Genomic DNA, 14350 nt, shown 5'->3' with positions numbered 1-14350 from the left:
AATGGTACAAAATGATACTCAAAGCTAAGGAGCTGCATTTGGCAGTGGGTCGAGGACGGAAAGCGACGCTGGCTAGCGTGGCCGCACAGGCAAACGTCAGTAAAATCACCGCGTCGCGGGCATTTTCACAGCCGGACAAGGTTCATCCGGAAACGCTGCGTCGCATTCGGGAGACCGCTGCCGAACTCGGTTATGTGGTCAATGCCGCGGCGCGCAACCTGCGGGCGAAAAGCAGCAGAACCATCGGTATCGTCAACCCTGATATGGCCAACCCGTTCTTTGGCGGCCTGACGCGGCTGATGACGCTTGAAGCGCAAAAAATGGGATACGACACCCTGGTGTTCGACTCCTATGAGTCTCAGGAAAGCGAAGACAGAATCATCGACAAACTGATTGGCTACAACGTCGATGCGATCATTCTCTCGGTCATTTCCAACGATCATCTGTACCAGCCTTCCTATCTAAAACGGTTGGAAACATTGAATATCCCGGTGGTTTTGATCGACCGGGAGCTGGATAATCGCCACTGCAGCGGGGTGTATATCGATAACCTGGACTGCGGCCTCCAGGCGGGGCGCTGGCTGCTGGAACAGAAGGCGCAGCGGGTGGTGGTGGTGTCCGGGCCGGAGAACTCCAATGTCGCACGGGACAGGGTCACAGGGCTGCAGGCGGCTCTGCAAGGGAAAGTGGCGTCGTTTGAAGTGCTGTATGCCGATTTCTTTATGGATGTCGCCTGGCAAGAGACGAGCCGTTGGTTGGCCAATAACCGCGCACCGGACTTTTTCGTCGGCTGCAATAACCAGATCTCCCTGGGCATTATCAAGGCCTGCATTGAACACCGGCTGCCGTTGATGCAGGACGTGTCGCTGTTCAGCATCGATGAGGTTTCACATGCTGAGATCTACGGTTTTCATTTCCCCTGCGTGTCGCATGATTTGCAAGAGATCGCCTGGCAAGCGTTGAATCTGGCGATCCGGCGCATTGCCGACCCCGATATCAAGCCGGGCAAGGTGGTGGTGCGGGGAAAACTCATCGCGTAGCGGCCTTTCTCTGCCTTTGTATGGGGATAACGGGAGCGAAAGGAAGCGTTATATCCAATTGACCGGTATGTTCGGTGGGTAATAGAACAACATCCCCGCTATTGATGCACGGTTCATTCGCTTATAGAGTCACATGGCTGTATGTATATACAGTAATTACATGAGGATAATATGATGAATACCTGCCCTGATATCGCTACGTTGCGAAACACTCTTCCTGGCGCGGTCGGCGAATTGATCGCCGTGACCGCATACTACGGCGATTGGAATGTCAGCAATCGTCAGCCCATCGGCGGCGGTATCTTCGTCGCCAAAGCACAATCTACACCGATGGATGACGGCGGGATGTTCATCCGCCCTAACGCCGCTTGGTTGTGGGTGCGCGTTCTGGACGTGGCCGGCACAGTGTCGCCTTATATGTTCGGCGCGAAAGGTGACGGTATTTCAGAGGATGCCACTGCCATTCAGGCTGCTCACGATTATGCCAGTTCACAGGCTGTCTCCAGCGGTTCTCGCATATTGAAAAACGGCAATCTGCAGTTCGGGAGCGGACAATTTAAATGTACGAAAACGCTGAAGCTGGATTTGAAAACCGTTGATTACGATTTTTCCGGCGCCTTGTTGGATTTTAGCGCCATGACACAAGGCAACAGCATCGACCGCAACGTCGCGATTCAATGGCAAAACAACGCCGGTTATACCCAGGGCAATCTCAGCGTGAAAAATTTGCGTATGATTGGACCTGGGGCCAATTCATTTGTCGATGGCATGACGTTTTCTACTTCGCTCTCGGCAAGCTATGGTCGCAATTCGCTGACCTTTATCGGCGGCGGGATCGAAGGTTTTGCCTATGGCATAACAGGCACCACCGATTTTTACTTCCTGCGCATGTACGGCTTTAGTTTCAATCACTGCGACATTTGCTATTACTTCCCCGACAATACTTCCAATTCCGGTGAAGAGATGAATTTCCATAGCTGCATTTTCGCTCAGAGTAATTGCGGGGTGAAATTACAGGGAGGGTACAGCTATTTCTTAAACTGTTCCTTCGATTACATTTACGGTAAAAACGGACCGCAAACCTCCTCCAGCCATGTCGGAAAGTATATGCATATCGAGGGTGGGCAACATATTTTCCGCGATTGTCACGTTGAAGGCTATGGCCCACAAAATTACATCCTGAACATACCGGATGCTAAACGTTGCAAGGTCAATATTATCGGCGGTCTGTTTACCTTCAAAGCCGGCGGTAGCCCAACGGCCTATCCGACAACCTCTAACCCATTCTATGTGGGGGATTTGGCGCGAGTGGTGTTTGATAAAGTCAATATCGGTCAGATGCAACAAGGTGGTGACACCAACGTCAGTGGTTGGATTGATGGCACGGGTTCTGTCTCTTTGCGTAATACGCAATTGCCTATCGCCTGGCCTTATCTGTTAACTCAGGTGCGAACCGATACCGCCGTAGAGGACAATTGGCTGGATGGCACGACGTATAGCAACGGTAGCGACAAATGGACTGAGGAAGTTTGGGTTCTGCCGCCGGGAGGTGTTAATACGGTACGCAAATCTCGCTACGGGTGGGGTACGGCTAACAGCACCAATTTTAGCCTTATTCGCCAGGCCGATTTCGTTTCATTGGGGCGCAACGCGGCCGCTGGTGATGGTGTGTTCCAAGCGGTGCTGGGAACCCTCAGCCTGAAAGGTTACGGCAGCGTTATTCACCATGTTCGCGCCAACACTTACGCGGGTGATGGGCAACGCTGCCAGGTCAAAATCTTATGGGCGAAACTGCGCGAATATGGTCCGCACCAGGACGTTGAACCCCAAATTCTCAAGCAGCAAACCGGTCACGTTTATACCTATCAATTTAGCGGCAATGAATCTGATCTGAAGAGCGTTATCATCCCAGGCCAAATGCAGGGCTATCCTACGCAGCCTCCCGCCTTCGAGCGAGCGCCGGACTGGGCTACGCACGCTTTCTTGCTTATTGACGTCACCGAAATGAAAAGCAACTTTGACCTGCGCATTACGGATGTTTATCTGCGACAGGTCTGACGCAGTTTCCCAACATTAACCTGTCACGGCATGTCGCACACCCCGTTATTACGAGGGGGTGTGCGACATTGACGCCGCAGCGCTTTACGCGGCTGTCGCTGGCGCTACGTGAAGCGCGACTTTTTAAAGAGCCGCATAAAAAACCCACTTGAGCTAACCGGAATCCGGGGCTGGAATGGAGTCTCCTGCCCGTTACTGAATGAGGACGGATCTTCAGTCCGCGCCCAGCCCAAACACCGCCGCCGCATTGCGATCCAAAATGGCGTTCACGTCTGCCTCCGGCAATCCCGCTCGGCGGATGTAGTCCACTGTGGTTTGAAACAGGTCGCCCGGCTGGAACGGGAAATCGGTGCCGAACAGCAGCCGCTCTGCGCCGAAGGTCGCCGCCGCCGCTTGCAATGCGGGCACCTGATCGTGGCCTACCGTGTCGTACCACATGCGCAGAGCGGCGCGGCTCGGCGGTTCCGGCGTATGCGGCGCTTCCCATGCGACGGTTTGGTCGAGACGCTCCAGCGTCATCGGCAGCAGGCCGCCCAGGTGCGGCACAATGATTTTCATCTCCGGAAAGCGTTGGGGGATGCCGTGGAGAATAAAGTGCATGGCGGAGACCGTGTCTTCGATCGGCGCGCCAATCGACCAGGTCAAAGCGTAATCGGCGATCAGCGGCGAATGCGCACCGCGGCCGGCGGGATGAATGGCCAGCACGCTGTGGCGGCGATTGAGTTCCTGATAGAGCGGCTCGAACAGCGGGTTGGCAATAGACAGCCCGAACACCGAGGTGGTGATGCAGGCGCCCAGCATATTGAGCTGGGTAAAGGCCCTTTCAAGCTCGAGCAACGCCGCGTCGATATGCGGCAGCGGCAAAGAAGCGATAGCCCGAAAGCGGGTGGGATAACGCGCTACCAGTTCCGCATATTCATCATTGATCCGGCGCGCGGCATCAACGGCCGCCTGTTCGTCTTCCAGATGCGGCGACAGCGGCGTCGCCGACAGGATTTGCATGTCGATGCCGGCGCTGTCCAGCAGGGCGAAGCGGGCGTCGAGTTCGCGCTCGGTGCGGCCGGCGCCCAGTTGCCGATAGGCGGCGACGTCGTGCACGCCATGCGCTTGCAAAAGATCCAGATACTCTGTGCTCCACAGGTGAGCGTGTACGTCGAGTCGCATCGGTCTATCTCCCGGCTTCGCGGCGATGCCGCGGGTTCAGGAGAGTATAGGCGGGCGACGCGACGCCTCCTGAAGGGAGAGCATTTTTTCTACCGACGGGTTAGGGTGAGAGCACGCATTGATCCGGGAACGGCGCGCGAACGGGCGTTCCCGGTATTGGGGGGCTGGAGATCAGAACACCTGCTTGAACGGTTTCACCGTCACGTCGGCATACACACCGGCGGCGATATAGGGATCCTGTTGCGCCCAGGCCTGGGCTTGCGCCAGCGACTCGAATTCGGCGATCACCGTCGAACCGGTAAAGCCGGCGGCGCCGGGATCGTTGCTGTCGATGGCCGGGTTAGGGCCGGCGACCACCAGGCGACCGGCGTCGCGCAGCGCCTGCAGGCGCGCCAGGTGTGCCGGACGCACCGCCAGACGATTTTCCAGCGAGTTGGGGACGTCTTGCGCGTAGATCAGATAAAGCATGTTTCACCTTTAAAATCATGGCTATAAAACGGTGCTACCAAGGTAGCGCAAAAGGCGCGGCAGGGGAACGGCGTAGGGCGAATTTCCCGGCGGATTGGCGCTTATGCCTTGAAGCCGCTACTTTTTATTCGTATAGTGCGGCGCGCTTAAACTGATATGCCATTGAGGTGAGGACATGACGGAACTGGTAAGGGAAAAACTCGATTTGCCGGCGGGCAAAAGCAAACTGCTGCTGCATTCGTGCTGCGCGCCCTGTTCCGGCGAGGTAATGGAAGCGATCCAGGCCTCCGGGATCGAGTACGCCATTTTCTTCTATAACCCCAATATTCATCCGCAAAAAGAGTATCTGCTGCGCAAGGAAGAGAACATCCGCTTCGCCGAAAAGCACGGGGTGCCGATCATCGATGCCGATTACGATACCGACAACTGGTTCGCCCGCGCCAAGGGGATGGAGAATGAGCCGGAGCGCGGTATCCGCTGCACCATGTGTTTCGACATGCGTTTCGAGCGCACGGCGCTGTATGCGCATGAGCACGGTTATGACACCATCTCCAGCTCGCTCGGCATTTCGCGCTGGAAGAACATGCAGCAGATCACCGACTGCGGCATTCGCGCGGCGGAAAAGTATCCTGACCTGGTGTACTGGGATTACAACTGGCGCAAGAAGGGCGGTTCGTCGCGCATGATAGAGATCAGCAAGCGCGAACGCTTCTATCAGCAGGAATACTGCGGCTGCGTCTATTCGCTGCGCGACACCAACCTGCACCGCAAGGCGCAAGGGCGGCCGCTGATCAAGCTGGGCGTGCTTTACTATGGCGATGAAGAATAACGCTTAATCACCGCAATCAACCCGCTACGGCGGGTTTTTTACTTTTTGACGCCAGGCGAAACGTTAATGAAGCGTGGTGTTCCGGCGATAAAAAAGCAACGGCCAGGTTAATATCCTTATGAGTTTGCTGGTTTTAGCCGCGCATACTGACGATTAAAGCGATAGTTTGCCTTTCGTTATTGAATATGATTGCTATTTGCATTTAAACTTGGCGAACCAGAGGAAACAGAATCATTATGCCGCTAAAAAAGATGTTCCTTAATCGCCGTATATCCGTGCCTTTCGTCTTGTCCGTAGGCCTGCACAGCGCCCTGGTGGCGGGATTGCTTTACGCTTCGGTAAAAGAAGTGGTGGAGCTGCCGAAGCCAGAGGACGCGCCGATCAGCGTCATGATGGTCAACACCGCCGCGATGGCTGAACCGCCACCGCCGGCGCCGGCCGAGCCGGAGCCGCCGCAGGTCGAACCTGAGCCGGAGCCAGAACCGGAGCCTATCGTGGAGCCGCCGCCGAAGGCGATCGTGAAGCCGGAGCCGGTCAAGCCGAAACCGAAGCCTAAGCCGAAGCCGAAGGTCGAAAAACAGGTCAAACCGGAGCCGAAGAAGGTCGAGCCGCGCGAGCCGTCGCCGTTCAACAACGATTCGCCGGCCAAGCCGATCGATAAAGCGCCGGTGAAACAGGCGCCTGCTGCGCCGGTGCAGGGCAACTCGCGCGAGGTCGGGCCAAGGCCGATCAGCCGCGCCAATCCGCTCTATCCGCCGCGGGCCCAGGCTTTGCAGATCGAAGGCAACGTGCGGGTACAGTTCGATATCGACAGCGACGGGCGCGTGAGCAACGTGCGCATCTTGTCGGCCGAGCCGCGCAACATGTTTGAGCGTGAAGTGAAGCAGGCGATGCGCAAGTGGCGCTATGAAGCCAAAGAAGCGAAAGATCGCACGGTCACTATCCGCTTCAAGCTGAACGGTACGACTGAATTGAACTGAGTTCGGTCAACACAAAAAGAAAGGGTCGCCTCGGCGACCCTTTTTGCATTTGCGGCGTAGCGTCAGTTTATTCTTCGAAGCCGACGCGGAAATTCATTTTGCCCTCAGGCAGCGCGCGCGAGTTGCCTTCCGCATCGACCGCCACATAGGTGAACACCGCTTCGGTCGCCCGGTAGCGCTGGCCGATCGGGGCGGAGGAGACTTTCTTGACCCACACTTCGATATTGATGGTGATCGAGCTGCGCCCGGTACGGATGCAGTGCGCATAGCAGCAAACCACATCACCTACCGCCACCGGTTTCAGGAAGGTCATGCCGTCCACGCGCACGGTCACCACGCGCCCTTCGGCGATCTCTTTTGCCTGGATGGCGCCGCCGATATCCATTTGCGACATCAGCCAGCCGCCGAAGATATCACCGTTGGCATTGGTATCGGCCGGCATCGCCAGCGTGCGCAGCACCAGCTCGCCGCTGGGTAAAGGTCGTTGTTGTGTCATAGCAGTCTGCTTTTAAAAGGAGGAAATAACATCATACTGCCCGCGACAAGCGCCGCAGGCATTAACAATTTTGTAACTATTTTTTCTGTTCTTCCGGCATGTGCCGGTAAATATAGATACCGCTGAGGAGGGTGAAGACCAGCGTCAGCACCGTCAGGCCAAAGACTTTGAAATTGACCCAGACGCTTTGCGGCAGCCAGAAGGCGACATAGATGTTCGCCAGGCCGCAGGCCAGGAAAAAGACCGCCCAGGCCAGGTTAAGGTTGCTCCACACTTTGTCCGGCAGCGTCAGCTCTTTGCCCAGCATGCGCTGAACCAGCGGTTTTTTGAGCACCCATTGGCTGATCAGCAGCGCCAGCGCGAACAGCGCGTAAATCACCGTGACCTTCCATTTGATGAACAAATCGTTGTGGAACACCAGCGTCAGGGTGCCGAACACCAGCACCATCAGGAAGGTGATCAACGTCATCTTCTCGACCTTGCGGTATTTAACCCAGGTGAACACCAGCGCCAGTGCGGTAGCGACGATCAACGCGCCGGAAGCGACGTAAATATCGTACAGCTTGTAAAAAGCGAAAAAGACAATTAACGGGAGGAAATCAAGAAACTGCTTCATAAATCAATCCATCATCTGTTCATCGGCCGACTATACCGGATTCGGCGAGCTCTGTGTACCGCCGGGCGCTGCCGATTATCGGCGTTTGGCCGGCGGATTTCTGCCGCGAAAGCAGGAATTTGCATAAACTTACGCGAGAAAGCGCGGGCGCATTGCCAGCGCGTGCCGCAGGCCGCATAGTAAGTAGCATAATAACCAGATAATTTACCGCGGAAAACAGCATGCAGTGGAAATCTCTCCAGGCCCTGACGCCGGGTTTGACGCATTTATTGGGCTATCAACGCAGTTGGCTCAAGCCGGATATTCGCGCCGGCCTTTCCGTCGCCGCCGTCGCCTTGCCGGTGGCCATCGCCTATGCCGAACTGGCCGGGGTCAGCCCGGTGGTGGGGCTCTATTCCTGTATTTTGCCGATGGTGGCCTATGCGCTGTTCGGATCGTCACGCCAGCTGATCGTCGGGCCCGACGCCGCCACCTGTGCGGTGATCGCCGCGGTGGTGACGCCGCTGGCGGCGGGCAATATGGAGCGCCATTGGCAACTGACCATCATGATGACCGCCATGATGGGCGGCTGGTGCCTGCTGGCCAGCCGGTTCAAGCTGGGGGCGCTGGCGGATCTGCTGTCGCGGCCGATCCTCAGCGGGTTGCTGAACGGGGTGGCGATCACCATTATGGTCGATCAGATCGGCAAGGTGTTGGGGTTCACGGTGCGCCCGGCGCAGCTGATCGAGCGCATCTACGCGCTGCCCGGCAACCTGCTGCACAGCGACTGGCTGACGATGGCGGTGTCGTTATTGACGCTGGTGACGCTGCTCGGATTTAAAAAATGGCGGCCTAACTGGCCGGCGCCGCTGTTCGCCATCGTGCTGGCGGCGTTCGTGACCTGGGCGGGCGGCCTGCAACAGCATGGCGTGGTGACGGTGGGCGGTTTCAGCGGCGTGTTGCCGATCGTCCAGTGGCCGGATTTCCAGCCCGGTTTACTGCGCGACATGGTGATCCCGGCGCTCAACCTGGCGGTGGTGAGTTTTGTCAGCATGATGCTCACCGCCCGCAGCTTTGCCGCCAAAAACGGTTATGAGGTGAACGCCGACGCCGAGTTTCGCGCGCTGGGGCTGGTGAATATCGTCTCTGCGCTGTCGCAAGGTTTCGCCATCAGCGGCGCAGACTCGCGCACCGCGGTGAATGACGCCAACGGCGGCAAGAGCCAGCTGGTGTCGATCATCGCCGCCGCGGTAATCGCCTTCGTCTTGCTGTTCCTGATGTCGCCGCTGCAGTTTATTCCGGTGGCGGGATTGGGGGTGGTGCTGATGTATGCGGCCTGGTCATTGCTGGACATCCGCGGCATCTGGATCTTGCGCCGTCGCAACGTGCAGGCGTTCCGCCTGGCGCTGTTTACCTTCCTCAGCGTGCTGCTGGTGGGGGTGATCAGCGGCATCGGGCTGGCGGTGTTGCTGGGGTTGATGCAGTTTCTGCGCACCGTCTTCCGGCCGACGGAACAGCTGCTGGGCGTCAACGACGAAGGCATGATCCACTCCATGGGCAACAACAATGGGGTGAAGGCGGTGCCCGGCGTCATGATGTATCGTTTCAATTCGCCCCTGACCTATTTCAACGTGGCGTACTTCAAACGCCGCATTCTCAATTTGGTCGACGGCACGCCGTTCCAGCCGCGTTGGGTGGTGGTGGACGCGGTGGCCAGTTTTACCCATGCCGATATCAGCGTGTTGGCGGCCATCGACGAACTGAAACGCGATCTGTTACAGCGTAACGTTAGGCTGGTGCTGGCGGGGCGTCGCACCGAACTGACGCGTTGGTTCCGCATCAACCGCTTAGGGCGCGACAAAGAGCTGATTTTGGTGCCGGATCTGTATCTGGCGCTGAAGCTGATTCAGAGTAAGGAGCAGGCGGAAACCGCCGTGATGGGGTAAACAAAAAAGGGGCGCGCCGAAGCGTGCCCCTTGATTTTCGCTGACGCCGGCGTTAGCCGCGCAGCAGCATATACAGGCGGAACAGGTAGATCAGCAGCAGGGCAGACACCAGGTTGCTCAACGCGGTCAACACCACGCTGGCGACGTTCGGCGTCAGCACCGACAGATGGCTCACCAAAAACAGCACCAGCAGTTTGGCCGCCAGCCACAGCATCATCGCCGGCACGATCACGCGCGCATTGGCGAAGGCCAGTTTGCTGCTCAGCTTGAGCGAAGCGAACACGCCTTTCTTGTCGACCGAGGCGATCACCGGCGCCAGCGCGAAGGCGATCGCCATCAGCACGCCCGGCACCACAAACAGCGTCAGGCCAAGCTGGATCAGCAGGGTGCAGATAAACAGCAGCAGCAGCAGGCGCGGCAAGTCGGGCGCCGAGGCGCCGAGCGCGCGCAGGGCGCTGGTGCGTTGCCCTTGCGACACCAGACGAATCAGCGTCAACATCCCGCCGACCAGCAGCACGTTGCCGACCAGCGCGGAGAAGGTGGCGGCCGCCGACACTTTCAGCAACACCATCTGCTGTTCCGGCGTCATCTGCTGGATCACTTCCTGAATGCCCATACCGGTAGACGAAGCGAAATCGCTGGTGGTGGCAGCGAGCGTCGCCAACTGTTCGGCATCGGGGCTGAAGGCCTGATTCAGCAGCACGGAGATAAACGCCGTCAACAACGCCAGCATCAGGATGCTGGCCAGTTGGTTGCGTAAAAAGTTAAAACTGTCACGGTACAAAGCGTTGGCCGTGATAGACATGCAGACTCCTTGGCGTCGGGAAAACAGAGATAAATCAGTGGGTGATTGTACCCTGTTCCACGCCGCTGTGGCACCCCGCGAATTGCACTACGCCTATTTCTTCAACGATCGTCGTCTCAGGCAGCGACAGCGGCAGGGGCACCGGCAAGGGCGGCAGGCCGTAGCGTTCCCGGGCGCGATCGCAGGCTTCGTTGCGCAGGCCGTTTTCACCGGACTGATCGAACTCTCTGCACGGGCTGGGCCGATTGAGGTAGATCGAGCAGGACACGGCTTTGCCGATCTCGCCGTCCAGCGCGTTGCAGCGGGGGGACTTGCTGTTGGTCCCCTGCATGCAGCGCAGGAACGGGGTCAAAGGCTCCGTCAGGGAAAGAGGGACGGTGCCGCCGCCGTCTTCGGCTTCGGCCCAATAGAATGACACTCGAAAATAACCGCAGCATGCGCCGCAGCTGACACAGGGATTAAGGATTTCGCTCATCTTGATTGCCCGCCGACTCCTCACGGCACCAACCAAAACCAACACGGAAAATGAAATTACCTCAGCCGCAATTTTCTCCGCAACCGAAATTTGAACATGTAGATAATTTGCAACAAAATCGATTTTTTGATGCAGATCAATCCTTGATTTATTAGGCGGTTAGGTAACCTTGTTTTTAGTAGGATTTTAAATTTTTACACATAAGATGTGATCTCGATGGGATCACAAATACCCGAAAGTAGGTATATTCCATCCCGAGAGATTAACCACACAAATGGAATGGATAATGAAAAAGACAACTCTGATGGTATTGGCGACGATGATGGCGCCTATGTTGGCAAGTGCGCATCAGGCCGGTGATTTCCTGTTCCGCGCGGGCACCGCGACGGTGCGTCCAAATGCGGGTTCGGACAACGTGCTGGGGTTGGGTTCGCTGGATGCGAAAAACAACACCCAGCTCGGTCTAACCTTCGGTTACATGGTGACGGACAACATCGGCGTTGAGTTGTTGGCCGCAACGCCATTCCGCCACAAGGTGACGCTGGGCGGCACCGATCTGGCGACCGTTCACCAGTTGCCGCCTACGCTGATGGCGCAATACTACTTCGGCGACAAGCAGGACAAACTGCGTCCTTACCTGGGCGTCGGCGTTAACTACACCACTTTCTTCGATGAGAAGTTCAACGACTACGGCAAAAGCGCCGGGTTGAGCAATCTCGATCTGAAAGATTCCTGGGGTGTGGCGGCGCAGGCCGGCCTGGATTACAACCTGGATGAGCACTGGATGCTGAACATGTCGGTGTGGTGGATGAATATCGAAACCAAAACTCGCTTCAACGATGCGAATGGCGGGCACCACAGCTTCGATACGCGTTTGGATCCGTGGGTGTTCATGTTCGGGGCGGGGTACCGCTTCTGATGAAGGCTCCAAGCAGGGAGGCGTTGCGCCTCCCTGTGTCGGTATTATTTAATCTGCATTACGTTTTCAACCGATTTCACGCCGGCCACGCCGCGTGTGACCTGCACCGCACGGTTGGCGTCATCGCTGGACGTCACGAAGCCGCTCAGCTGTACGCGCCCTTTAAAGGTTTCCACGCTGATTTCGCGTGACTTGATGTTTTTATCCGCCAGCAGTGCCGATTTCACTTTGGTGGTGACCACCGTGTCATCGATATAACCGCCCGTTCCCTCTGATTTTGCCGTCGGCGCGCAAGCGCTCACCGCGACCGCCACAACGGCTGCCATGCACAAGGCCGAAAGGGTTTTAAACAGCTTCATAAATTACTCTCCATGCAATGTTATGGTTGAAATTCGCTACGGTTTTTCGCCGCAGCGGGCGCATTCCCCAAATCAAACGAAGAAATGCATAGCGAACAAAGTTCATTGTGAGACAAGACCTGGGTTTGTTCAAATTTTTGCTGTAAATAAATGGAACAAACTTTGAGGGGAAACAAGCTGTTAAAGCGAGCGCCGGCAGGGCGCTCGCTGAAGAGGATCACGCCCGGGTGGCGCGCTTCATATTGCTGACGAAGGCCGCCAGCTTGGTCAGCATCTCCGCCGGGTTGGCATGGTGCTGTTCGATGATTTTGACGATTGCCGAGCCGGAGATCGCGCCGGCGGCCCCGGCCTGCAGCGCGGCCTTCACCTGCTCGGGTTCGGAGATGCCGAAGCCCTGCAGCGGCGGCGCGGCGTGGTACTCGCGCAGCTTGTTCACCAGGTGATGCAACGGCAGCTGCGCCCGGCTTTCGGTGCCGGTGACGCCGGCACGCGACAGCAGATAGGTGTAGCCGCGGCCGTGCGACGCGATTTCCCGCAGCAGATCGTCATCGGCGTTCGGCGGGCAGATGAAGATCGGCGCGATGCCGTGGCGCGCGGCGGCGGCGCGGAACGACGCAGACTCTTCAAACGGCACGTCGGCGACCAGCACCGAGTCCACGCCCACTTCGGCACAGCGTTGGTAAAACGCATCGATGCCTTTATGGAACACCAGGTTGGCGTACATCAGCAGGCCGATGGGAATGGTCGGGTGCTTCTGGCGGATGGCCGCCAGCATCTCGAAGCACTGGGTCGGCGTGACGCCGGCGGCGAAGGCGCGCAGCGTCGCGCTCTGGATGGTGGGGCCATCCGCCAGCGGATCGGAGAACGGGATGCCCAGCTCCAGCGCGTCCGCGCCGGCTTCGATCAGGGTGTCGATAATCTGCAGCGACAGCGCCGGATTAGGATCGCCCAGCGTCACGAACGGGACGAAGGCGCCTTCCTTGCTGCTTTCCAGACGCGTGAACAGTTGCTGATAACGTTCCATCAGATTTCTCCCCGTGCTTTCAAAATGTCGTGAACGGTAAATATGTCTTTGTCGCCGCGGCCGGACAGGTTGACCACCAGGATCTGCTCTTTCTGCGGCGTTTCACGGATCATTTTCAGCGCGTGCGCCAGGGCGTGCGAGGATTCCAGCGCCGGGATGATGCCTTCATGGCGCGACAGCGCCTTGAACGCTTCCAGCGCTTCGTCGTCGGTGATCGACACGTATTCGGCGCGGCCGGTGCTGTTCAGGTAGGCGTGCTGCGGCCCGACGGACGGGAAGTCCAGCCCGGCGGAAATTGAATAGGATTCTTCAATCTGGCCTTCGGCGGTCTGCATCATCGGCGCCTTCATGCCGAAGTAGATGCCGACGTGGCCGTGCTTGAGCGGCGCGCCGTGCTGGCCGGTTTCGATGCCCAGGCCGGCAGGTTCCACGCCGATCAGCCCAACGTCGGCGTCATCGATAAAATCGGCGAACATGCCGATGGCGTTGGAGCCGCCGCCGACGCAGGCGATGACCGCATCCGGCAGGCGGCCTTCGCGCTCCAGCACCTGCGCTTTGGTTTCTTCGCCGATCATGCGCTGGAATTCACGCACGATGGTAGGGTACGGATGCGGGCCGGCGGCGGTGCCGAGCATATAGTGCGCGGTTTCATAGCTGCCGGACCAATCGCGCAGCGCTTCATTGCAGGCGTCTTTCAGGGTGGCGGAGCCGCTGTGCACCGGGATCACTTCCGCGCCCATCAGCCGCATGCGGAACACGTTAGGCGACTGGCGCTCGACGTCTTTGGCGCCCATATAGATACGGCATTTCAGGCCGAGCAGCGCGCAGGCCAACGCCGACGCGACGCCGTGTTGGCCGGCGCCGGTTTCCGCGATGATCTCGGTTTTGCCCATACGCTTGGCCAGCAACGCCTGGCCCAGCACCTGGTTGGTCTTGTGCGCGCCGCCGTGCAGCAGGTCTTCACGCTTCAGGTACAGCTTGGTGTTGCTGCCGGCGGTGAGGTTTTTACACAGCGTCAGCGCCGTCGGGCGGCCCGCGTAGTTCTTCAGCAGATCGATAAATTCCGCCTGGAATGCCGGATCGCGCTGGGCGCTGACAAAGGCTTCTTCCAGTTGTTTCAGGGCCGGCATCAGAATTTGCGGCACGTATTGGCCACCAAATTCGCCGAAGTAGGGGTTAAGCAGCGTCATGA

15 protein-coding genes are annotated in these 14350 nt (G+C 57.9%); 6 read left to right on the top strand and 9 right to left on the bottom strand.

Going from position 1 to position 14350, the window contains the following annotated elements:
- Positions 1-38 precede the first annotated feature (38 nt).
- Positions 39-1040: a LacI family DNA-binding transcriptional regulator gene (locus ACJ8IN_RS00275; protein WP_151265055.1), complete on the top strand. Its 1002-nt coding sequence runs from the start codon at positions 39-41 to the stop codon at positions 1038-1040.
- 171 nt (positions 1041-1211) lie between these two features.
- A complete protein-coding gene (locus ACJ8IN_RS00270; RefSeq protein ID WP_080431995.1) occupies positions 1212-3098 on the top strand; it encodes a hypothetical protein in 1887 nt (628 codons plus the stop codon).
- A 213-nt stretch (positions 3099-3311) separates the two neighbouring features.
- Here ACJ8IN_RS00270 and ACJ8IN_RS00265 read toward each other — a convergent pair whose 3' ends face one another.
- Positions 3312-4262 carry an amidohydrolase family protein gene (locus ACJ8IN_RS00265; RefSeq protein WP_308325773.1) on the bottom strand — a complete coding sequence of 317 codons (951 nt, stop codon included), beginning with the start codon at positions 4260-4262 and terminating at the stop codon, positions 3312-3314.
- A gap of 171 nt (positions 4263-4433) precedes the next feature.
- A complete protein-coding gene (locus tag ACJ8IN_RS00260; RefSeq protein WP_033634770.1) occupies positions 4434-4730 on the bottom strand; it encodes a YciI family protein in 297 nt (98 codons plus the stop codon).
- Between the two features lie 175 nt (positions 4731-4905).
- Here ACJ8IN_RS00260 and ACJ8IN_RS00255 point away from each other — a divergent pair, with 175 nt between their 5' ends.
- Together ACJ8IN_RS00255 and tonB are read left to right on the top strand one after the other, a co-directional pair.
- Entirely contained in the window at positions 4906-5559 is a 654-nt protein-coding gene (locus ACJ8IN_RS00255; protein ID WP_033634769.1) for an epoxyqueuosine reductase QueH, read from the top strand.
- Positions 5560-5795: 236 nt separating this feature from the next.
- Positions 5796-6539, top strand: a complete 744-nt coding sequence (tonB, locus tag ACJ8IN_RS00250; protein ID WP_016927510.1) for a TonB system transport protein TonB — start codon at positions 5796-5798, stop codon at positions 6537-6539.
- A gap of 67 nt (positions 6540-6606) precedes the next feature.
- Here the strand turns inward: tonB and yciA are convergent, their stop codons facing one another.
- Both yciA and ACJ8IN_RS00240 read right to left on the bottom strand, forming a co-directional pair.
- On the bottom strand, positions 6607-7035 hold the full coding sequence (yciA, locus tag ACJ8IN_RS00245; RefSeq protein WP_004932085.1) for an acyl-CoA thioester hydrolase YciA: 429 nt from the start codon (positions 7033-7035) through the stop codon (positions 6607-6609).
- Between the two features lie 76 nt (positions 7036-7111).
- Positions 7112-7651, bottom strand: a complete 540-nt coding sequence (locus tag ACJ8IN_RS00240; protein WP_004932082.1) for a septation protein A — start codon at positions 7649-7651, stop codon at positions 7112-7114.
- A gap of 221 nt (positions 7652-7872) precedes the next feature.
- Here ACJ8IN_RS00240 and ACJ8IN_RS00235 point away from each other — a divergent pair, with 221 nt between their 5' ends.
- On the top strand, positions 7873-9576 hold the full coding sequence (locus ACJ8IN_RS00235; RefSeq protein ID WP_103772335.1) for a SulP family inorganic anion transporter: 1704 nt from the start codon (positions 7873-7875) through the stop codon (positions 9574-9576).
- A 52-nt stretch (positions 9577-9628) separates the two neighbouring features.
- Here the strand turns inward: ACJ8IN_RS00235 and ACJ8IN_RS00230 are convergent, their stop codons facing one another.
- Positions 9629-10381 carry a YciC family protein gene (locus ACJ8IN_RS00230; RefSeq protein ID WP_033647584.1) on the bottom strand — a complete coding sequence of 251 codons (753 nt, stop codon included), beginning with the start codon at positions 10379-10381 and terminating at the stop codon, positions 9629-9631.
- A gap of 34 nt (positions 10382-10415) precedes the next feature.
- Positions 10416-10856 carry a YkgJ family cysteine cluster protein gene (locus tag ACJ8IN_RS00225; RefSeq protein WP_033634766.1) on the bottom strand — a complete coding sequence of 147 codons (441 nt, stop codon included), beginning with the start codon at positions 10854-10856 and terminating at the stop codon, positions 10416-10418.
- 286 nt (positions 10857-11142) lie between these two features.
- Here ACJ8IN_RS00225 and ompW point away from each other — a divergent pair, with 286 nt between their 5' ends.
- The gene (gene ompW / locus ACJ8IN_RS00220) at positions 11143-11775 is read left to right on the top strand and encodes an outer membrane protein OmpW (protein ID WP_004932076.1); all 633 of its coding nucleotides are present in this window, start codon (positions 11143-11145) and stop codon (positions 11773-11775) included.
- A gap of 44 nt (positions 11776-11819) precedes the next feature.
- Here ompW and ACJ8IN_RS00215 read toward each other — a convergent pair whose 3' ends face one another.
- From ACJ8IN_RS00215 to trpB, 3 genes are all read right to left on the bottom strand, one after another.
- Positions 11820-12134, bottom strand: a complete 315-nt coding sequence (locus tag ACJ8IN_RS00215) for a BON domain-containing protein (protein WP_025303053.1) — start codon at positions 12132-12134, stop codon at positions 11820-11822.
- A gap of 217 nt (positions 12135-12351) precedes the next feature.
- Positions 12352-13158 (bottom strand): tryptophan synthase subunit alpha, encoded by an 807-nt coding sequence (gene trpA, locus ACJ8IN_RS00210; RefSeq protein WP_060421034.1) that lies wholly within the window; start codon positions 13156-13158, stop codon positions 12352-12354.
- Positions 13158-14348 carry a tryptophan synthase subunit beta gene (gene trpB, locus ACJ8IN_RS00205; RefSeq protein WP_033634762.1) on the bottom strand — a complete coding sequence of 397 codons (1191 nt, stop codon included), beginning with the start codon at positions 14346-14348 and terminating at the stop codon, positions 13158-13160. Before trpB ends, trpA begins: the two co-directional genes overlap by 1 nt.
- Positions 14349-14350 lie beyond the last annotated feature (2 nt).

It is taken from the genome of Serratia sp. CY31944 (assembly GCF_052169175.1).
Lineage (GTDB): Bacteria > Pseudomonadota > Gammaproteobacteria > Enterobacterales > Enterobacteriaceae > Serratia > Serratia sarumanii.
Note: the sequence above shows the minus strand (reverse complement) of the source record. Positions and strands in the feature narration are given on the sequence as shown.

What these genes read in the sequence shown, in the direction of transcription:
- ACJ8IN_RS00270 (WP_080431995.1), top strand. Translation starts at nt 1,212, where the DNA reads ATGATGAATACCTGCCCTGATATCGCTACGTTGCGAAACACTCTTCCT.
- ACJ8IN_RS00265 (WP_308325773.1), bottom strand. Translation starts at nt 4,262, where the DNA reads ATGCGACTCGACGTACACGCTCACCTGTGGAGCACAGAGTATCTGGAT.
- ACJ8IN_RS00260 (WP_033634770.1), bottom strand. Translation starts at nt 4,730, where the DNA reads ATGCTTTATCTGATCTACGCGCAAGACGTCCCCAACTCGCTGGAAAAT.
- ACJ8IN_RS00255 (WP_033634769.1), top strand. Translation starts at nt 4,906, where the DNA reads ATGACGGAACTGGTAAGGGAAAAACTCGATTTGCCGGCGGGCAAAAGC.
- tonB (WP_016927510.1), top strand. Translation starts at nt 5,796, where the DNA reads ATGCCGCTAAAAAAGATGTTCCTTAATCGCCGTATATCCGTGCCTTTC.
- yciA (WP_004932085.1), bottom strand. Translation starts at nt 7,035, where the DNA reads ATGACACAACAACGACCTTTACCCAGCGGCGAGCTGGTGCTGCGCACG.
- ACJ8IN_RS00240 (WP_004932082.1), bottom strand. Translation starts at nt 7,651, where the DNA reads ATGAAGCAGTTTCTTGATTTCCTCCCGTTAATTGTCTTTTTCGCTTTT.
- ACJ8IN_RS00235 (WP_103772335.1), top strand. Translation starts at nt 7,873, where the DNA reads ATGCAGTGGAAATCTCTCCAGGCCCTGACGCCGGGTTTGACGCATTTA.
- ACJ8IN_RS00230 (WP_033647584.1), bottom strand. Translation starts at nt 10,381, where the DNA reads ATGTCTATCACGGCCAACGCTTTGTACCGTGACAGTTTTAACTTTTTA.
- ACJ8IN_RS00225 (WP_033634766.1), bottom strand. Translation starts at nt 10,856, where the DNA reads ATGAGCGAAATCCTTAATCCCTGTGTCAGCTGCGGCGCATGCTGCGGT.
- ompW (WP_004932076.1), top strand. Translation starts at nt 11,143, where the DNA reads ATGAAAAAGACAACTCTGATGGTATTGGCGACGATGATGGCGCCTATG.
- ACJ8IN_RS00215 (WP_025303053.1), bottom strand. Translation starts at nt 12,134, where the DNA reads ATGAAGCTGTTTAAAACCCTTTCGGCCTTGTGCATGGCAGCCGTTGTG.
- trpA (WP_060421034.1), bottom strand. Translation starts at nt 13,158, where the DNA reads ATGGAACGTTATCAGCAACTGTTCACGCGTCTGGAAAGCAGCAAGGAA.
- trpB (WP_033634762.1), bottom strand. Translation starts at nt 14,348, where the DNA reads ATGACGCTGCTTAACCCCTACTTCGGCGAATTTGGTGGCCAATACGTG.